At 46.3% G+C, this 21147-nt stretch carries 12 protein-coding genes, 3 tRNA genes, 1 CRISPR repeat array and 1 other annotated feature; all 15 genes read right to left on the bottom strand.

The features are described 5' to 3' along the window. Nucleotides 1-266: hypothetical protein (locus HMPREF1246_RS10895; protein ID WP_231368259.1), on the bottom strand; the 266-nt coding region annotated here is incomplete at its 3' end. A gap of 2162 nt (nucleotides 267-2428) precedes the next feature. Beyond that, nucleotides 2429-4864, bottom strand: coding sequence for a phenylalanine--tRNA ligase subunit beta (gene pheT, locus HMPREF1246_RS07230; RefSeq protein WP_021737073.1), 2436 nt, complete (start codon nucleotides 4862-4864; stop codon nucleotides 2429-2431). 14 nt (nucleotides 4865-4878) lie between these two features. After that, nucleotides 4879-5904 carry a phenylalanine--tRNA ligase subunit alpha gene (gene pheS, locus HMPREF1246_RS07225; RefSeq protein WP_021737090.1) on the bottom strand — a complete coding sequence of 342 codons (1026 nt, stop codon included), beginning with the start codon at nucleotides 5902-5904 and terminating at the stop codon, nucleotides 4879-4881. A 36-nt stretch (nucleotides 5905-5940) separates the two neighbouring features. Next, nucleotides 5941-6134, bottom strand: a binding site (T-box leader). Between the two features lie 754 nt (nucleotides 6135-6888). After that, nucleotides 6889-6962 (bottom strand) — tRNA-Trp (locus tag HMPREF1246_RS07220). Between the two features lies 1 nt (nucleotide 6963). Beyond that, a tRNA-Gly gene (locus HMPREF1246_RS07215) sits at nucleotides 6964-7038 on the bottom strand. Nucleotides 7039-7040: 2 nt separating this feature from the next. Beyond that, a tRNA-Asp gene (locus HMPREF1246_RS07210) sits at nucleotides 7041-7117 on the bottom strand. 108 nt (nucleotides 7118-7225) lie between these two features. Next, nucleotides 7226-8014 (bottom strand): NYN domain-containing protein, encoded by a 789-nt coding sequence (locus HMPREF1246_RS07205; RefSeq protein WP_021737077.1) that lies wholly within the window; start codon nucleotides 8012-8014, stop codon nucleotides 7226-7228. Between the two features lie 427 nt (nucleotides 8015-8441). Continuing rightward, nucleotides 8442-8699 (bottom strand): hypothetical protein, encoded by a 258-nt coding sequence (locus HMPREF1246_RS10510; protein WP_133300528.1) that lies wholly within the window; start codon nucleotides 8697-8699, stop codon nucleotides 8442-8444. A gap of 395 nt (nucleotides 8700-9094) precedes the next feature. Further along, a CRISPR array of direct repeats spans nucleotides 9095-11817; the repeat unit is 33 nt; unit sequence ACTTCAATCCACGCCCCACATGCGTGGGGCGAC. A 165-nt stretch (nucleotides 11818-11982) separates the two neighbouring features. Further along, the gene (gene cas2 / locus HMPREF1246_RS07195) at nucleotides 11983-12273 is read right to left on the bottom strand and encodes a CRISPR-associated endonuclease Cas2 (protein WP_021737124.1); all 291 of its coding nucleotides are present in this window, start codon (nucleotides 12271-12273) and stop codon (nucleotides 11983-11985) included. A gap of 15 nt (nucleotides 12274-12288) precedes the next feature. Beyond that, entirely contained in the window at nucleotides 12289-13320 is a 1032-nt protein-coding gene (gene cas1c, locus HMPREF1246_RS07190; RefSeq protein WP_021737117.1) for a type I-C CRISPR-associated endonuclease Cas1c, read from the bottom strand. Continuing rightward, entirely contained in the window at nucleotides 13317-13967 is a 651-nt protein-coding gene (gene cas4 / locus HMPREF1246_RS07185; RefSeq protein WP_196800429.1) for a CRISPR-associated protein Cas4, read from the bottom strand. The genes cas1c and cas4 overlap by 4 nt, the downstream gene beginning before the upstream one ends. Before the next feature lie 17 nt (nucleotides 13968-13984). Next, a complete protein-coding gene (cas7c, locus tag HMPREF1246_RS07180) occupies nucleotides 13985-14842 on the bottom strand; it encodes a type I-C CRISPR-associated protein Cas7/Csd2 (protein WP_035224523.1) in 858 nt (285 codons plus the stop codon). 19 nt (nucleotides 14843-14861) lie between these two features. Further along, nucleotides 14862-16907 (bottom strand): type I-C CRISPR-associated protein Cas8c/Csd1, encoded by a 2046-nt coding sequence (gene cas8c, locus HMPREF1246_RS07175; protein ID WP_021737096.1) that lies wholly within the window; start codon nucleotides 16905-16907, stop codon nucleotides 14862-14864. Next, nucleotides 16873-17649 (bottom strand): type I-C CRISPR-associated protein Cas5c, encoded by a 777-nt coding sequence (gene cas5c / locus HMPREF1246_RS07170; RefSeq protein ID WP_021737113.1) that lies wholly within the window; start codon nucleotides 17647-17649, stop codon nucleotides 16873-16875. Before cas5c ends, cas8c begins: the two co-directional genes overlap by 35 nt. Before the next feature lie 13 nt (nucleotides 17650-17662). Then, on the bottom strand, nucleotides 17663-20221 hold the full coding sequence (locus tag HMPREF1246_RS07165; protein WP_021737115.1) for a CRISPR-associated endonuclease Cas3'': 2559 nt from the start codon (nucleotides 20219-20221) through the stop codon (nucleotides 17663-17665). Between the last annotated feature and the right edge of the window lie 926 nt (nucleotides 20222-21147).

Raw genomic sequence — 21147 nt, 5'->3', positions numbered from 1 at the left:
TTGGAACGGGGCATTCGTTGCATGACGTCGTCAGCCTGCAGCTTTTTTCCTCGCATCTGAACCAATCTGAGCCCCATTCGAATCATGTAAATAGAAGAAAGACCAGAACGTCGGCGCCAAACTGTCTCCCTTCGGTCGTTGGCGCCGAATTGATTTTTCGATAACACGGTCCGTAAGCCGAATCGCTTCGACAGTGTCTTGCGATTAACGGTTTTGGCCCATCGAAAAATGTTCCTCGCTACCGCTCGTATGGAGACGTCGGACAAAAAACGCCCTCCTCATCCACCACCAAAAGGACTTGCCTTCTGCTTTGCAGAATCAAGTGGCTTTTGGTCCCCCGCCTTGGCAAGGCGGAACGGCTTTCGCCGTCTCTAAGGCAAAAGACCGTAACGTGAGCCCTGAACCGAACGTAGACACGAATTCGGTTCAGGGCTTTTTGAGCGTGGGAGGTATTGTATGCTCTTGGTAAATGAGCTGTTGTTTGCGTATTTCTCAATCGGGCCTAGCTCAAAATTCAATCTGTAGGATTATTGCTATGATGATATTCAGCAGCGCATTCCTTATTCTCACCACTACCTGCCTTCGTGTTTTGCCTCTGAGCTCGATTTCTCCGAAATCGATCCGCCCCGCCAGGGCGGGGGACCGAAAGCCGCATGTTGCCTCATTCTAATGAGGCAAGCGTGCCCTTTCGGTGGTGGATGAGGACGCGAAGCGGACGTTTCCTTGCGAGCGGCTAGCGAGGCATATTCGCCCGGAGTTTCGAAGGACGCTTTTGAAGCGGAGCGGAAGTCCGAGAAACATGTTTGAGGGCGAATTAAGTTCGGACCCGTTCCCCCGCAGGGGGCGGTTTGGGTCCGGCGTTACAGCTGCCTATGAAATCCTTAAAAGACCAAAGGGAAACCTCTGAACGCCGGCGCCAAACCGTCTCCTTATCGGTCGTGGGCGCCGAATTGATTTTTCGATAACACGGTCCTGCAACCGAATCGCTTCGACGGTGTCTTGCGATTAGCGGTTTTGGCCCATCGAAAAATGTTCCTCGCTACCGCTCGTATGGAGACGTCGGACAAAAAACGCCCTCCTCATCCACCACCAAAAGGACTTGCCTTCTGCTTTGCAGAATCAAGTGGCTTTTGGTCCCCCGCCTTGGTAAGGCGGAACGGCATTCGCCGTCTCTAAGGCGAAACACGAAGGCAAAAGACTGTACACCTGAAACACAAAATCCTTGGCAGCAGAAAATAGTTTTGTCCTTAAAAGCTAAAACAAGCAATCTGCGAGGAGAGGCGACGCGCCCGGTCTTTTATCTCTGAGCTCGATTTCTCCGAAATCGATCCGCCCCGCCAGGGCGGGGGACCGAAAGCCGCATGTTGCCTCATTCTAATGAGGCAAGCGTGCCCTTTCGGTGGTGGATGAGGACGCGAAGCGGACGTTTCCTTGTGAGCGGCTAGCGAGGCATATTCGCCCGGAGTTTCGAAGGACGCTTTTGAAGCGGAGCGGAAGTCCGAGAAACATGTTTGAGGGCGAATTAAGTTCGGACCCGTTCCCCCGCAGGGGGCGGTTTGGGTCCGGCGTTACAGCTGCCTATGAATTCCTTAAAAGACCAAAGGGAAACCTCTGAGAACGCACGGCGCCAAACCGTCTCCTTATCGGTCGTGGGCGCCGAATTGATTTTTCGATAACACGGTCCGTAAGCCGAATCGCTTCGACGGTGTCTTGCGATTAACGGTTTTGGCCCATCGAAAAATGTTCCTCGCTACCGCTCGTATGGAGACGTCGGACAAAAAACGCCCTCCTCATCCACCACCAAAAGGACTTGCCTTCTGCTTTGCAGAATCAAGTGGCTTTTGGTCCCCCGCCCCGCCTTGGCAAGGCGGAACGGCTTTCGCCGTCTCTAAGGCGAAACACGAAGGCAAAAGACTGTACACCTGAAGCACAAAATCCTTGGCAGCAGAAAATAGTTTTGTCCTTAAAAGTCGAAACGAGCAATCTTCGAGGAGAGGCACCCTGTCCGGTCTTTTATCTCTGAGCTCGATTTCTCCAAAATCGATCCGCCCCGCCAGGGCGGAACGGCTTTCGCCGTCTCTGAGGCGAAACACGAAGGCAAAGACCGTAAGGCAAAGACTCGACCTGTTAACGCCGTGCGTCACGTTCTTTTGCTTGACAGCCAGATCCGCAGGATCGAGACAGCCATTCGGCCCACAGGATGGATATAATAGCTCGACAACCTTCTCTCCGATCAAAAGAGCTGTAGAACAACCAACGCACTAGACCGAATAGACAGCTTGACAGCCCTTTCCCCTACCCTCAACCGTGAGGCTTTCCGTCCTACAATACGCTATGAGCCCATTGCTTCGGAGTTATCTTTCCGAAAGCAATGGGCTCACGTGTTACATCAAATCGAAGCAATGGCTGCTCCGACTAAAATATGAACTTAATCTCTCAGCATCCCGCCGAACTTATCCTGGACGTTGGCAACGATCTGTTTGATGACGTCGTCGACGTCTTTATCCTGGAGGGTGCGGGTAACATCCTGGAAGGTGAGGTTAAAGGCGACAGATTTATAGCCAGATTTAACCTGTTTGCCCGTATAGACATCGAAGATGCGGACGTCTACGAGGAGGGCACCGCCTTCTTTGCGGATTTCGGCTTCAAGGTCGCTTGCGGAGACACCCGCTTTTACAACGACGGCGATATCACGGGAAACGCTCGGGAATTGCGGGACGTGTTCGAACTGTGGAATCTGTTCAGCACTCTTGACGAAAGGTGCAATCTCCACTTCGAGAACGTAGGTTTCCGCACTGAGGCCAAAGCGGTCCTGAACGGTCGGATGGATGGCTCCCATGAAGCCGATGACTTTCCCTTCATAGCTGATGGCGCAGCTCTTTCCAGGATGGAGGAAAACTTCCTTCGTCGGTCCATAGGAGAGGCCTTTCACTTGGAGGCTGTCCATGACTTCTTCAAGGGCGCCTTTGATGTCATAGAAGTCGATGGCGTCTTTAGCCGTATTCCAAGAAAGGGGGTTGCGTTTGCCGCTCATGGCAATGGCAAGGACCATCTTTTCTTCTGGGAAGTCCGTAAGCGGCAGGGTTTTCGGAATGAAGACGCGGCCCACTTCAAAGATGGCTGTCCGTTCGCTCTGACGGGCCTGGTTATACGCAACGGTGGAAAGCAGGCACGGCGTCAGTGTGGTCCGGATGGTGCGGAAATCATCACTGATGGGGTTGATGATCTGTAGGGCCTTGCGGCGGCTGTCATCAGCCGGAAGTCCGAGATTATCAAAGACCTGGGCGTTATAGAAGCTGTAGGTCATGACTTCATCAAGGCCAATGCCGGTCAGGGTGTCGCGGATCATGTCCTTCACATCTTCAATGGGGGCCTGACCGCCACGGGCCATAATGAGTTCCGGCGTCTTCGATTCAATCTTGTCATAGCCATACATACGGGCCACTTCTTCACTGAGATCGGCACTGCAGTCGCAGTCCTTGCGCCAGGTCGGTACGGTGACAACCCAGCTGTCCTCGCCTTTTTCCTCGACAGTAAAGTCTAGGTTTTCGAGGATGGCTTTCATGGTTGCCGCGTCGATGTCGCAGCCAATGCGGGCGGCCAGTTTCGTCGGAGCCGCTTTGATTTCCACCGGTTTTTCCGGTACGGGGTAACATTCAGCCACACCGGGAACGGCTTTGCCGGCGCCAATTTCTTCAAGGAGATAGATGGCGCGGTTCAGGGCGTTATGGTTCAAGATGGTATCGACACCGCGTTCAAAGCGCTGGGACGCTTCGCTGCGAAGGCCCAGGGCTTTTGAGGTCCGGCGGATGGTCGGGCCGTTAAAGGTGGCCGCTTCGAGCATGACCGTCTTTGTGGCGCCCGTTACTTCCGTTTCAAAGCCGCCCATGATGCCGCCAAGGCCAATGCCTTTTTCATCATCACCAATGACGATCATTTCCGGCGAAAGGGCGCGGTCCTGACCATCAAGGGTCTTTAGGTGTTCGCCTTCATGAGCGCGGCGGACGACCCAATGATGGCCGGCCACTTTGTCATAGTCGTAAGCGTGCATAGGCTGGCCCAGTTCCATCATGACGTAGTTTGTGACGTCGACAACGTTATTGATGGGGCGGATATTGACAGCGCGGAGAAGCTTTTGCATCCATTCAGGCGATTCCTTGATTTCAAGGTTTTCAATCATGCGCAGGCCAAAGCGGCTGCATACGTCGGTGGCGACAATATCGACGGTGGCACGGTCACTCGCAGGGGTTCCTTCCCCACTTTCCGGTGCATAGTCCGGTAAATTCAGTTTCGTTCCGAGGACGGCGGCACATTCGCGGGCAAGACCCAGCATGTTGAAGCAGTCACCGCGGTTTGCCGTAAGGTCAATATCAAGGACGACATCATCAAGACCAAGGACGGCTTTGATATCGGCCCCAATAGGTGTATCAGCAGGGAGAATAAAGATGCCGTCGCGCTGCTCGGGAAGAAGCAGTTTGGCGTCGATGCCCAGTTCTCCCGCGCTGCAGAGCATGCCGTTGGAATCAAGGCCGCGCATCTTCACGGGTTTGAGTTCCATGCCGTTCGGCAAATGGGAACCGACCTGAGCTACAGGGACTACATCCCCTTGATGGACGTTCTGGGCACCTGTCAGGATCTGAACCGTATCTCCTTTTCCGAGGTCCATTTGGCAAACCCAAAGATGATCGGAATCAGGATGACGCTCAATAGTCACGACTTTGCCCGTAATGACGCCTTCGATGCCTTCACCCAGGTAAAGGACCTGCTCCACTTCGAGCCCGACGCGGGTAAGTTTATCAGCAAGAACTTCCGGCGTAACCGGAATCTCTACATATTTTTTCAGCCAATTGATTGAAGCTAACATAACAAGCGGCCCCCTTATTTAAACTGACGAATGAAACGCAGGTCATTTTCAAAGAACAGGCGCAGGTCATCGATACCATAACGGAGCATGGCAATTCGTTCGACGCCCATCCCGAAAGCAAACCCGCTGACCTTTTCAGGGTCATAGCCGCTCATGCGCAGGACGTTGGGATGCACCATACCGGCTCCGAGGATTTCGAGCCAGCCGGAGTTCTTGCAGACGCGGCAGCCTTTGCCGCCGCAGATGACGCAGCTGATGTCGACTTCGGCGGACGGTTCCGTAAAGGGGAAGAAGCTCGGACGGAGACGAATCTTGACGGAAGAGCCAAACATTTCTTTGCAGAAGAGTTCCAGCGTCCCTTTGAGGTCGGCCAGGCTGATATTTTTATCGACGACAAGGCCTTCGACCTGGTGGAACATGGGGGAATGGGTTGCGTCATAGTCATTGCGGTACACCGTGCCCGGGCAGATCATGCGGATGGGGCTGTTGGGCGTACGGGACTGCATGGTACGAGCCTGTACAGGAGAGGTCTGGGTCCGCATGAGGAATTCATCGGTCAGATAGAACGTGTCCTGCATGTCGCGGGCCGGATGATCCTTAGGCAGGTTCAGTGCCTCAAAGTTAAAATAGTCATTTTCAATTTCAGGACCTTCGGCGACTTCAAACCCCATGCGCATGAAGACCTTTTTGATCTCACGCAGGGTGAGCGTCACAGGATGCAGATGCCCTTCGGCTGCCTTGCGGCCCGGCAAGGTCACGTCAATCTTTTCAGACGCCATTTTTTCTTCAAGCTGGCGGGCTTCAAGCAGTTTCATTTGGTCAGCAATGCGGGCTTCTACCTTGCTGCGCACTTCATTCACCATTTTGCCCACTTTTGGACGTTCTTCGGCGGCTACACTGCCGAGACCGCGCAGGATTTCGGTCAGGGCGCCTTTTTTGCCCAAATACTGCACACGGATGTTCTTCAAGTCATCCACACATTTGACTTCGCCTAAGTCCTTGCGGATCTTTTCCCGCAGTTCCTCCAGTTTGTCGTACATACCAACGCCTCCTAAAAAAAATGACCTCCACCCCGGAAAAGGGGCGAAGGTTCGCGGTACCACCCTAATTTGTACTTCATTGCGGCCGTAACGCAGCCTGCGCCATCCCTACTCTGTTCAGGACGGATGCTCCCAAGTGAACTTCCCTCTCGCTTCTGTGCGCAGCTCCCACCTTGCCTGCGCTCTCTGGGACACCAGCCAAAAGGTACTCTCTTGTTCATCACATAAGTATGGAATTAATAGAAATATTATAGCATTATGGGAGGAGGAAGGCAAGGGGCGGCCAGCTATGAAGAACCTCGGTGCACAAATCGTGCCGATTATCCAGAGCAACGTGCCTCCATTGCTTGCTTCTTATGATTATGAATGCAATGGCAGCATGACGATTCATACGAAGCTGCGTACCACACTCTCATTTCACTGTCGCCAAAAAAATATCACCGTCTTTCTGAGTAAATTCGTGCAGCGAACTTACTCATAGGGCAGCGACGATAGGAGCAGTCAGAGTTTCCTCTGCCGGCAAAGCCGGTGCTCCAAGGTGAAACCGCAGAGTGCGAGTCGGATTATCCCTTACATCCGCCTAAGTTAGAATCTGGCGGATGCAAAAGTAACGGAACGGCTTTTGTGTACGATGATGTTGCAAACAGTCTTTCTTAGCAGGATTGTATCCAGCGAGCTTGCTTGCGGGAGTGGGTAGTGGATGAAAAGAGGCGTTTTTCCCCCGACGTCTCCGCATAAGCAGTAGCGGGGAACACTTTTCGCTAGTTCGAGGCTGCCTGTAAGCACAGTCTGCTGTGCTTAGCAGTCCGTAGAACCGTGTTATCGAAAAATTTATTCAGTCCCCGCCCGAAGGGCGGTTTGGGGCGCGCCTTATTATCGGTATTAAATGCGGATTTTATAATCTCACATCATCGTGTACCATTACAAATAAGGAATCATAACGAAAAAGACATGCCGCTATGCAGCATGTCTTTCAAAATTCTCTGGCAGGAGTACTAGGATTCGAACCCAGATCCACGGTTTTGGAGACCGTTGCTCTACCATTGAACTATACTCCTATGGAGCGGAAAACGAGATTCGAACTCGCGACCCCCACCTTGGCAAGGTGATGCTCTACCACTGAGCTACTTCCGCATTGGCGACCCAGGACGGACTCGAACCGACGATCTCCGCCGTGACAGGGCGGCATTCTAACCAACTGAACTACTGGGCCAATCAGTCACCTGACAGATATAGATGATACCATAGTTTTTAATACTTGGCAAGCACCTTTTTAAAAAACTTTTCGCATCAGGCATGGAAACCTTTCAGCCTTTCTCCTCTATTTCAAACGGAAATAATAGGTCTTTGCCGTCATGTTCTTCGGGTTGCTTGTTGAATGGATTTCAAAGATATTAAGGGAACGGATGAAGTCAAGGAATTTCTTATATCCATAAACACGCACGTCAAAGTCCGGATATTGGCGAATGACGAGATTACCCAAATAACTTGAACTGATCCAACCATTATCATTGGAATTCTCATCGGTAAGTTTGATCAGGGCACTGCGGATGGCCCGCACTTTTTTATTACCTTCCTGGACCGCTTTGCTGGGTTTTACATGATTTTTTTGCCCAGCAGGTTCTTCCTGGAGCGCTGTTTGTTCGGATTCAGGCATATCTTCCCGTTTTGATTCCGCATAAAGGACGTCAAGATACAGGAATCGATTGCAAGCGGAGATAAAGGAGCGCGGTGTCTTGCTCTCCCCCATCCCTAAGACGTACTTATCCGATTCACGCAGGCGGGATGCCAGGCGCGTAAAGTCGCTGTCTGATGAGACAATGCAGAATCCATCAAGTTGGGTCCGGTAAAGCAGATCCATCGTATCAATGATGAGGGCCGAATCACTTGAATTTTTGCCGCTTGTGTTGCTGTATTGCTGTACTGGCTGGATTGCGTTATCGAGAATGGTCGACTTCCAGCTCCCCATCTGCGGACTTGTCCAGTTACCATAAATGCGTTTATAGATGACATTCCCCAGATTGTTTGCTTCTGAAAGGATGATATCGATATATTGCGGAGAAATATTTTCTGCATCAATGAGCAGTGCAAATTTTTTATCTTGTTCCATAGTAAAAAGCTCCTTATGTGGATGGTTCGTTGTGGATAGTCTTATTATACAGGATTTATAGGAGATAAGAAAGGGAGAGGGAGTGTTTAGGTAGATGCTCAGCGCCCAAATCGTATCATAGACTAAATAAGTGGGAGACCACAGCTGAAAGGAGACAATCTAATCTGGCCTGGATGGAAGTTGAATTAAATTTCCAAAGTGCAGCCAATTTTTACTTTTTCTTCATTAAGTTTTCATACATTTCTCAAAAAGAACAACCCCGCAGCTGCGGGGAATACAGGAGTTCGCTGCTAAGTCTAGGTTTAGTACAAGGGACACCCCTGCATGCGCGGGGAATACGTTGATCCGGCTGCGATTGTTGCTCGGACGAAGGGGTCATCCCCGCATGCGCGGAGAATGCTTATGGAGTAGTTAGCTTGTAAGCAGCCTACCTTCGTAATTCACGCCAGCCGTTGACGTTTAGAACGATAAAAAAGAGTGTGGTAAAAAGAAGTGTTGCTTGTAAGAAGTATTCTGAACGGAAAATCACAAGACAAACGAGTGTGATGCCAATTCCAGATACGCCCGTCCAAAAAAGTGTGATGGGAAGTGCCATCAACAAACCAAGTAAAGCCGTAATTTTTGAATTAGACCCCATGATGATCACCTCTTTAGGTTCATCCCCGCATGCGCGTGGAATGCCCATACGCCGCCTGAAATTCGACGCTGGTGGCGGGTTCATCCCCGCGTGCGCGGGGAATACTCGCAACGCTGATAATACTTGCACGGAATTCCTTTGAATATAACGTCATTGGGTTTTGGGTCATCATACATATCAGTGTATATCTCGCAAGTACATTTTTGGTATTCCTCTATCGTCGTAAAAATACAGTCTTTGCATTGCTCGCAATTTTTGGAGTTGTCGCTCCATACTTCGCTATCATAACGGCTGAGATTCTCTTTCTTCATAGACGTCCTCCCTTATTTTTGGCTATCAGCAACTTCAAGGTCAATGTATATCTTGCTTGAATTTGTATCTTTTTCAACCTTCGTTATCAAAAACACCGTCCCGCTTTCAAGATAATATCAACCGTTCACATTACTTCAATCCACGCCCCACGTGCATGGGGCGACTTTTGGACTGACGGGATTATGCGGAGCAGGGGCGACTTCAATCCACGCCCCACATGCGTGGGGCGACCGTCAACTACCGAGTGCCAGTTGATTGTGGTTGGACTTCAATCCACGCCCCACATGCGTGGGGCGACCGCCGTCTGTTCCCGGTTAGCTTATATACAGACCCACTTCAATCCACGCCCCCCATGCGTGGGGCGACGCGAGCCAATGGAGACGACCGTTATCCCTGAGCAGACTTCAATCCACGCCCCATATGCGTGGGGCGACCTTTTGTTGTCTATATCATATCATAGAGTTTCTTCCTTCAATCCACGCCCCACATGCGTGGGGCGACGTCTGAGATTATCCGTCCGGCACTTGCTGACCGGCCTTCAATCCACGCCCCACATGCGTGGGGCGACAGTCTATACCACGGAGGTTGGCGGAGCATAGACAAACTTCAATCCACGCCCCACATGCGTGGGGCGACGGTACATTGCCTGATATACCGTCCGCTCCGCTGCGCCTTCAATCCACGCCCCACATGCGTGGGGCGACTGTGTGTTGTTCATGTTCAGTCCTCCATCGCTTTACTTCAATCCACGCCCCACATGCGTGGGGCGACCGTTTTTCTTCAGATAAGCAAAGAGAGGAATCTATTACTTCAATCCACGCCCCACATGCGTGGGGCGACGTGGCACTCAGGAGCGTAAGGCCAGGCGCAAAAAACTTCAATCCACGCCCCACATGCGTGGGGCGACTGTCTACACGGGAGACACTTTGTGGTCAGTCTGTACTTCAATCCACGCCCCACATGCGTGGGGCGACCGTTAAAGCCGCAATCAGCGACCGGAAACGTGCTACTTCAATCCACGTCCCACATGCGTGGGGCGACTGCAATCAGCCAGATGGCTTCCTGGCTTTTTGCACTTCAATCCACGCCCCACATGCGTGGGGCGACGCCATGAAAATTATTGATAACGCTTTAAAAAATTGACTTCAATCCACGCCCCACATGCGTGGGGCGACCAGTTTCTGGCGCGCCTACGCCGCTAAGCACTAAACTTCAATCCACGCCCCACATGCGTGGGGCGACACCCAGCCCGATATCACTTAGGGCCGGGCACGCTACTTCAATCCACGCCCCACATGCGTGGGGCGACCTTTGATATTTTCAGCCCGGCAAAGGCAACCGATACTTCAATCCACGCCCCACATGCGTGGGGCGACACTATTCCAATTCACCATCGCATCCGCCCTCTAATCACTTCAATCCACGCCCCACATGCGTGGGGCGACCGCAATGCAATATATCTTGAAAATGACGTTAAAACTTCAATCCACGCCCCACATGCGTGGGGCGACACCCAGCCCGATATCACTTAGGGCCGGGCACGCTACTTCAATCCACGCCCCACATGCGTGGGGCGACTAGCGTGCCAGCAAAATATCAACCGACCAGCAAAACTTCAATCCACGCCCCACATGCGTGGGGCGACTATGGATATTTAATTTCAGCCATCATATCATCCGACTTCAATCCACGCCCCACATGCGTGGGGCGACTATCTCCGTAAAAATATTGATTTTGATAGAGCGGCGACTTCAATCCACGCCCCACATGCGTGGGGCGACCTTTTGGGCGGTTTTATGGGAAAAAACTATACCGACTTCAATCCACGCCCCACATGCGTGGGGCGACTCGGGACTTTCATGGCAACGCCCATGACAGCTAACTTCAATCCACGCCCCACATGCGTGGGGCGACGAAAACTTAGTTCTCGGGAACGAGTCGTGAAAATACTTCAATCCACGCCCCACATGCGTGGGGCGACGACTATTGTTGCAACGAGGACGCCAACGTCGCAAACTTCAATCCACGCCCCACATGCGTGGGGCGACCTCAAGCTGTCTAAGTAGCTCAAGCGCATCCCCATACTTCAATCCACGCCCCACATGCGTGGGGCGACCAAGGCTCAGGCCGATATCGTAGTAGTCGACGTGACTTCAATCCACGCCCCACATGCGTGGGGCGACGCCACCATCACCATGATGGCCAAGGAACGAGGCTGACTTCAATCCACGCCCCACATGCGTGGGGCGACCGCAAACTGCGGCAATGTTCGCTTCCATTTGTAACTTCAATCCACGCCCCACATGCGTGGGGCGACGTGACCGGGAGGCGCTGCAGTACTTTGGCAGCCTGACTTCAATCCACGCCCCACATGCGTGGGGCGACATATAAACGATGACTGGACTATTTTGGGGGACGAACTTCAATCCACGCCCCACATGCGTGGGGCGACCCCGCTCAGCCCCCAGTCGTTCCACAGGCCTCAGCACTTCAATCCACGCCCCACATGCGTGGGGCGACGGGGCCGTCCTTGATGAGTATGGGCAAATGCGGACTTCAATCCACGCCCCACATGCGTGGGGCGACCTTTCTCTACAAACTTGCAGTCAAGGCCATCCTACTTCAATCCACGCCCCACATGCGTGGGGCGACAGCAGGTTGTCTTCACGGACTATCTCCCGGCTTTGACTTCAATCCACGCCCCACATGCGTGGGGCGACCAAAATGGGTACATTTGTTTTGGTTCGTTTTTTGACTTCAATCCACGCCCCACATGCGTGGGGCGACGGATAGCGCTTCAAGAGATTTTCGCACATCACGCACTTCAATCCACGCCCCACATGCGTGGGGCGACAGCTACATATTGTGTAATTTTCACAATATCCAGCACTTCTTATCATTTTACCTTATAAAATCGATTATTTCCATAAGCAATATTTTATATGATAAGAAATCTAAAGTGCGAAACCGTTAGTAGAATTCAAATTACCGGAGATTCGCATCATTTTACTGGTGCACATTAAATGATGATTGCACCGTCTATATCATACCCATTGTTGACACCCATCGTTTCTATTTTACTTTTATAATTCTTACTAAGTCTATAGAAACGAATGCTATCCTTCTCAGCATCCAGGATACTTCGTAGTTCATTTTTTAAAAGCACAAGCTCCGCTTCATCCAATTTGCATTCAAAGACTGAATTCTGCACTCTTTGGCCTTTATTGACACAAGCTTTTGCCACCCGCCTCAAGCGCCGTTTCCCCGCTTCTGTCTCTGTAGAGATATCGTAGGTAATTAAAACATACACAACACACGCTCCTTTTTATTTCCAAAAAAAGGGTGGATAAGCATCTAGGTCTCCCCGCAAATACCGAGCCAATAAATTAGCCTGCACATAAGGCACAAGTCCCCAGGCAATCTTCTCATTAAGGAAAGGATGCGTAATTACTTCATTTTTTCGCTCACGCCACTTTATCAAAGTCTTCTTTCTTCCCATTTCGGTCAGCACGACTGCACCACTGGATTCAATAACAAAATCTTTGGCATTGACTATCCGTTGGTTGATCAAGGACAAAACAAATCGATCTACAACACAGCCTCTGAACTCCTCCAGCATATCTAAAGCAAGGGAAATCCTTCCTGGTCGATCGACATGCATGAACCCTGCATAAGAATCAAGTCCGACAGTTTCTAGCGCACTGGCAAGATCATTTCCCATTACACTGTAATAAAATGACAGCAAAGCATTCACCCGTGTCATGGGAGGTCGTCTAGAACGAGTTCCAAAAATGAACTCCTTCTTTTGATTTAAAATCATTTCATCAAAACAAGAAAAATATCTTTCTTGGGCAATGCCTTCAATTCCTCGCAGTTCATCCAAGCTACGACATTCTTTAACTCTTGAAAGAAATACACCAAGCTGTTTTGATTCAATTTCCAGATGCTTCGTATCTATGCGTGATTCGTATTGCCGGATATACCGTTCCATTATCCACTTCTGATTATAAATCTTAGCAAGAATCATGTTTCTGGCGATATTGCACGATGCTTCTGGGTCATCAGAGATACGATACTGAACACGTCTCAGCAGTATATTGCCCTTACTCGATCCCTGAAAGCGACCAATTAGCCTACCATTTGGAGTGAGATAAGCAACACTCACCCCCATACCATGACATTCTTCGAGAAGTGCCGGGCTCATTCCAACATAGTTAAAAAGAACAACATTTTCAAGATTATGAAGCGGGACACGACCTAATATGGCCTTGTCTTTCTTTACAACAATTGTTTCACCCTGCTTTCCAACATATACATCAGGCGAAGTGACATACAATGTATTTTTGAGCACCTTCACTCTTCTATCACTTCCCGTATATAATCTATCGCTGACCGTGATACACCAATTTCTGGCATGCAGATATCATGAAGAGAACAAGCTTTACATTTGCTAGTTTTTCGCACCCGCGGGACATACGCCTGTTGATAATATCGGTTCATCTCTAAAACAATTTCTTTTACACGCATCTTTACTTCTTCAGTTATGGGAACAAGAAGTCTATGACGAGTCTCAAAATAGTAAACATACCCTTGGGTAATCTTCACACCCATCATTTCTTCCAAGCATATGCTCTGGGCTGCCAACTGCATGATATCGCTCTCATCTTCTTTTTCTTTACCCCTTTTATATTCAACGGGTTGAACGCGATAATTTGCATCATACTTACTGAAATAATCTCCTTCAGGATTTTCGATAAGTTCTACAACATCACATTTCCCTTGAATTCGAAGTTGATGAGAGACGATATGGAGCGATCTCAGCACTCGCTTTCTCCCAATTTTCTCATCAATTGGGCCACAATCTACCTTGTCATGTTTAACTTTTCCATCTGCCGTAAAGTAATTCTCAGACCACTGCTGTTCAAGATGAATAAGTCCCCATTGACGTCTGCAATAGATGAAGTGCTGAATACCTGCTAGTTGCAGGTATTCAGTTTCATTCACTATCTTTAATGAGGATTTCATTTTCCTTCAAGGATTTCCAACTGTAATCCTTTAGCCTTATACGATGCCATCCTATCTGCATCAACCGATACTATATAATCAGTGAAGCTCCTTGCTTCTCCTTCAACACGCTTCTTGGACTTAACTAAATCGTGTATTTTAGCCGAAGATGCGACACCAAGCTTGTCAGGATGGGTAAACCAATAAATCTTTTCAACATTCATACTGCCTTCAGGACGGGCACTTGAAAGATCATTTTCAAATAAGGAGAGGAGCGCTTCCTTAATGGCATTGGCATCTTCATCATTAAAACCTGTTTTCTCGGAGAAGTAGCAATTCATACTGCCGCACACTTTATATACGCCAAACTTGATGAGGTTTTTAGACCCCATTGTATCGCTGGATCTTCCGCCTTCTTTGGTTGCCCGCATTCCGTTGGTACTCCTCGTGATTTGCATTGTTACAGCTGTTACTGGATCCAGGCTCCGTCCCAAGCTAATAGATACAGGTCCCCGGATGCCAATAGACCGTTTTTGATAGGTAATCACCTGACCAAAGCTGCGAATGTCAATCCATTTTTGACAAGCTTGTTCCCTGATTTCTTCAGCCGTATTTTTAGTCGTAAACTGATGGTTGAATCGCTCTTCCAACGATTTAAATCCATCTTGGTTACGATCATTTGCCTGGACAAAAATTTCATATCCCGCATCTTGAAGTCTATTCCGAACTTTTCTCTTGATGCATACATCAGAAACCTCTCCGAATCCTTCATAGTCCGTTCTCGGCATATTTTCAAGAAGTGGATCCACATTCGGATTGGCATTTTTTACAGAGAAAAATAGAACGAAATCGATTTTTTTGCTTAAAGTTTCCATCATAATGACTCCTTTTCCATTAGTTTTCTTGATTCTCTACTTTATCATCTTCACTTTGCAAAACTTTTTTTGCAAAGAATTGTTGTTTTTGATAATAAAAACCTAAAATAAAATCTTCATTAACAGGCCGATTTAAATTATCTTTTTCATCTGTCAGCTCAGTAAGTTTACTAAACAGTTCTGAAAGAACTTGTTCCATGTGAATAACAAAGCCTTTGTGCGATTTCAAAAGGAATGCACGAGCATATTCAGTTCGCTTTTGTAGTTCCATCGATGTCTTTTGAGGACTTTGAATCATTGAAGTCCACAGTCTATTTGCGTTGGTAGGACGGGCAGAAGATTCTCCATTACCTCCTTTTTTCTTTACCGTCATGGCATAGCTTTCCAGCTGATCAAAAACAGCAAGAATTCGACCGTACGTAAAACTGCGATTATCCATTACAAAGATTTCTCCTTTCTTGTCAACAACAGGGATTTTTAAATCTGTCTTATATTTTTTTATTAAGCTACATGTCGTGCGATGAGCAATTGATTGATGAAATCTGAAAGTAGCTGTGTTTTTCACGCGCTTAAAACTCAATTGCATCAAGTCTCTCGGGAATATTTTTCCTTCGAGCATACACTCCATTAAACGCTCAATCAAATTGACCCGAACGCTCTCTTTTTTTACTGAAATACCCTTTTCAGAATCGTCCCCAATAAGGATATTCGTTATCGTATATAAGGAAGGAGCTGAAGATTTCATTCTTCCATCTTTCATGGAGTATACAGGCCACTCTAAACCATTGAACCAGTATTCAACGCGTTTTTTCAAATCTGAATTATGGAAACTCCTAAAATATTTTATTGCTATGCGCCCATTATTAACTTTTTCCACCATAAGTACGCAGAAATAACTATCAACCTCAGCGTTCACCATCGTTTTGAGACCCGAAAGAAATTCATTAATCGTTTTGCTGCGATTAGCGCCTAAGATAATTTCTGGGGAAGAAGTTTCAAGTTCCACATTTTCGTCTTCATCGTTTTCCTCATCTTCAGGCTCTACCTGACTCGCAGCAATTGGCATCCCACCCATTAGCAGGTCATGCGACATCCAGGAAATTACATAGGAGCTGCCCCCTATATATTGACTAAAGGATTTTGAGTCCATTAAAAACTTTAGCATGTTGTGAACCTTTTGAGATGTTCTATAGCCAACATGCACAATTTCTTCTCCCGTTTCAAATCGTCCACGATAAGCCTCAATATGATTGCTTATACCAATTACTTTAGCGTTTCCAATAATGCCCCTATGAGTAAAGACACAATACTGCTTCTCCCCAGAAATATCACAGAAATCAACGTTATCTGTTTTTGTTTCAATCTGATGCTCCACGTAATCGACATAATATTGATGAAGATTCGTTGCTAGTTGACTTCTAGTTATTATTCCCGGTATCTCCACATGAATGGTAACGAATATCTTGTCCAAAGCAAGATCAAAGCGCTTTATTTTTCCCTTCTCTTCTTTATCCCAATAGATTTTATCTTCATCGATAATACCATTTTCTTCCGAATGACCGATTGAATAATGCTCTCCATCTGTCGTTTTCTTAATAACATCAAGAACATCTTTTTTCACATCACCATTTTTTACATAAGTAAAGATGGCATGAAGAATGGGGTTAGGATGCTCCTTCTCATACTCAATAAATGGTTCCAAATTCTCTAAGTAATCTTCATGCTTATCTCTATCCTTATTTCGCTTCTTTGGAGATGTAACAAAAGTTCCCGCAACATACTCAAAATTGTCGAAAAGCGGATGAGGGCAAGAATTTGCAGTGCGAACAGCAGATTCTTCAGTTACAGGAAATACAATATATTCGTCCTTATCTAAAAATCTTCCGTCAACGTATTTCCCATCTTTAGATATTGTTAGTTCGACAATATCAAGCTTGCCTGCACTTTTGCGATTGGAGTGATATAAAGGCATAATGGTTGGAATCTTAGGGTCTATTAACCTATCAACTAAATTTTCCGATTCAGCATATTCATACGTCTTGAGAAGCATTTGGAATAGATTCATTATCTATATCACCTACCTTATTATATTCTTCCCATTCTTTTTCGACAGATTTGATGTCTTTTTTCATAAATTGCTTGACTTTGTATTCATTCAATCTATGCTGGATAGCACACTCTTCCGGTCTCTTAAAACGGATTGTTCCATCTTGCATAACAATCGAATCAAATTGGGAATAAAGCGTTCCTTCTCCCTTCTTATTCAGCGCATAATCTTGGTAGGAAAAGGAATGAAACATAATCCCTAAAGACACAGTGCCATGAATTGGCGATGATAATTTTTCATATTCACCTTTTCGGAGTCTTGAAACTGTACCAATACATTCCCTTGTTCCAAGAAAGATATCATGGCGTCCCCCTCTTGCCATAGAGCGAAGCAGAATTTGTTCATGCTTGATTTCATTTTGATCTTGCTGCAGTTCCGGTCGGTTTTCAGCCCATTCAAAATGGAATTTGATTGCATAAGACACGTCCCTCAAATAAGTAAAATGACTCAGGTCCTTGCTTCCATTATTCATAGGAAGAAGGATTCCTTTTGTCTCTGTTTGAATCGGTTTCAGTACTTTTACTTCGTCAATCAAGTAGTACAGTGTGGGTTTCCAATAAACGGCCTCCACGATACCCTTTAGGGCCTGCATGGTAGGCACTATATAGCTTACTTTTTCTCCTAGCCCTTTGTTCAAAGGATCAGTAAAAAGAGCATAAGGTCCATCAATTTTCATATAGAATGGATTTGATGCAAACAAGATAGTCACTCCTTTAAAATATTTCATCTCCAGAATTTGCTTTTATAAGGCCCAACTCATTGTCATAACACTCTTTATTGAGGATGCAAATCCCAAATTCATTCAGAATATTTTCTTCATCCAAAGCGTCTTGATATGCCTTCTTATTTCTGATATTCACGGTATACCTCTGTAATTTTTTTATGAGTCCCTTGAATTGCCCAAAATCTTTTTCTTCGACTGCCTCATATAAAGAATCTATAAGTGCCTTATTCTTATATTGAACAATGACTGTACTTCCGCTCTCATTAATCAATGCGTAATTCTTTGACGCAGTCTTAAAGTTCTGTCGCAACAAAAATTCTGTCATATTCTTTGTTTTAGCAGATAATAAGCGTTCGGGATGATGAACTTCATTGTATCCAACCACAGCATATTCATTTTTTCCCAATAAAGATACCAATGTGTCATGGTTGTTTTTTAATTCAAGCGGATAGGATAATGTGTATACTCCTGCATTGGCGTAAAGGTTCTCATAATAAGATGGTAAATAGGGTGCAAGATCAAATGTTTCATCTGAAGCAAAGCCTTCATTAAATTCACTACGCAGCATTTTGGACGCGGATTCTCTCTCATCCTCCATTTCTTTTAAATTCTGCAGCGATTCTTGAGCATAACGAATTAAATATAGGTTTCCCTTGTTTTTCATTAGCCCTTCTCGATTACAGCGGCCAGAAGCCTGCATTACGCCATCAATACTTGTCACCGAATCTATAACAACATCAAAATCTACATTGACTCCTGCAGAAATCAAATTAGTTGAGACGCAGATTAACGGTTTTTCTCTCTGTCCCTTTCTCAATGCTCTTAACGCACGTTTAAGGTTGTCAATCCGTTCCAATCGATGAGCAGCGCATAAATTTGTCGTGAGGTAATATAAATCCGCTGTGTCGCTATATTCTTCTTGTAATGCCTTGTATAAAGTCCCAACAGCACTTTTTGTATTTAAGATAATGAGAAAACTTTTGTAGAAACTCAGTTGATTACGCAAGAACAATAGAATTTCTGAAGTATCTACACTATCTGAAAAATGCTTGCCTAACAAAGAATGAAAATTGACTCGAGAAAATACCGAATGTTGACTCCATTCTTTACTGACCAGTTTAGCCTCCGCATGCTTCGTACCATATAAGCAAGGAAATAGAAGAACGTTTTTGTTATCAAGCGATGGCAAGGTTGCTGTACAATGGATAACAGTAACATTCATGAACCGCGTCAAGAAATTGGTCATTAAATTCATTAAATAGACTGTTTTTATCGGAAGAGACTGTATTTCATCAATAATGATGACACTGTTGGCAAATTTGCAAAAGCGCCGCAAATTAGATGACTTTCCCTTGAAAAGCGTATTTGTAAACTGTACAAGGGTTGTTAGGACGACAGGACTTTCCCAACTATCTCTCAGATAACTTTTCAAGGAATATTCTTCTTCTGACATTTCTTGCGTATCTTCCACTACATTGGAATGATGCTCCAGGACATGTTCTTCTCCTATGACATCCTGGATTTCACGCGCATTTTGCTCCAATACCGAAAGATAGGCTGTTACATAAAAAATTCTTTGATTTCCATGGATACGCGCATGTTCTACGGCATACCTCAGACTACTCATTGTCTTTCCAGCGCCTACTGGTAAATCAAGCACATAACATCCATAGGGAGTCCTCTTAGCGGATTGAAGGACTTCATTTGCCAGTTCAGAACGCACCTTGTTGATGGTTGAATCACCAGCATGAGAGGCATACCCTTCATACAACTTTTCTATACGAGAATGCATTTTCTCCCAAATCATGTCAACCTGGGATTTTTTCAAAATTGGATTAACATCATGACGATTCCAGTTCGATGAATTATAAATATCTGCTTCTTTAAGGATTGACAGAAGCAGCCGTACGGTTGCCCCCATAAAAAAATCCGTGCAACTTTTCTTACGTTGTGGAGAAGTTTCTGCAGCAATGTCTTTTATTCGTTGGTTCCAAACTTTATATTCATTGTAACCAAGCAAAAACAATTGACTTAGATTTTTCCCCCACGCTTTCTTGGATAGTTGATTTAATCCATCCAAACATTCTTCCAAATTAAGCCCATCAACTTGTTTTTCCAGCTGCAATTTTACATGCCTAATCCGGGATTCAGTCCTGTAACAATTATTGTCCAAAATATCATAAAGACCATGATGTGCAAGGATAGGATACGTCAACAAATCGCAATAATCTTCCAATCCTTTGACATCTTTAAACTGGGCTGACTGTACCAAACGATCCTTGATTGTCAATAAACAGTATCCGCCATAGGACGAATGATCCCCACCAGAATCTCTTTTTCCCTGTATATATTCCTGAAATTCACTCAGACTCTTCCCCGCGTCGTGAAGCAGTCCAATAAGGGCACAAATATTTCCCACACCTAATTCTTTTCCCCTACTTTCGGCATATAGGGCCGTATCAACAAGATGTTCCGCTAAATATTGTGATACCTCTCTATCTTCATCTTTGCTGATATGAGCAAGCAGAGAAAAAAAATCTCCAGTCAAAAAACCGCCTCCCTCCATATAAAAAGAATTGCATTTCTTGATTATAAATTTTAAAATCGCACTGACTTTTGCCCGTATTCATTTCTAATCACTATTATACGCCTCCAATTATTTTAATCAAGCTTTTTAAGTCCATTAAAACGGACACAAATTACCTTTAATTTCAGGAATAATTATTAATTATAAACCAAATCATGAAAAACGTCATTTTATTTCATTAACTTGTAAAGCACGTGTTAATTCAAGATGTTGGTTTTGTGTGACGATAAAGGATAATAAGAAGAAAGACCCGAACACGCCGCCCCAAACCTTCCTATCGGTCGTGGGCGCCGAATTGATTTTTCGATAACACGGTCCTTTGGACTGCCTAGCACAGCAAGCTGTGCTAGGCAGTCTTGAACCATCGAAAATGTTCCTCACTACCGTTCGTTTGGAGACGTCGGGACAAAAAACGTCCCTCCTCATCCGCCACCCACCAAGCCGGCTTGGTGGATACTCCCGCCTTGGTATGGCGGATTGATGCTACGCATCGAGTTCTGTGGCAAAAGATCCGATCAAAAGCGAATCATTTTAGCGCCCGGTCACGATTTTTTGCTTCTCTATTGCTAAGGCACAGGGAGCTCTCAAAATCGGTCGAAGATTGACGTGCTGCCTTTTTAGGGCAGATCGGCTCCGCGGGTCGAGGTTCTAAACCAATCACGACTGTTCGAGCCTTTGCATCAAACCTAAAGAAAAGCATATAAATCAAGCCTTACCCCGAATCATATCATGAATTCGAGGTAAGGCTTTTTCCTCTTTTTTCTTATTTCCTTATGGAAACGCTCTTATAAGATAGGAACACTAGTTAAATGAATGTAATCTCCGCAGAAACTGCTGTCGCATTTTACTAACAACTGCCTCAATGGGACTAATTTTTAAGTGTCAGA

The sequence above is a fragment of the Acidaminococcus sp. BV3L6 genome (assembly GCF_000468835.1).
Classification (GTDB): Bacteria; Bacillota; Negativicutes; order Acidaminococcales; family Acidaminococcaceae; genus Acidaminococcus; species Acidaminococcus intestini.
The sequence above is the reverse complement of the archived record's forward strand: the minus strand, read 5'-3'. Positions and strand labels throughout refer to the sequence as shown.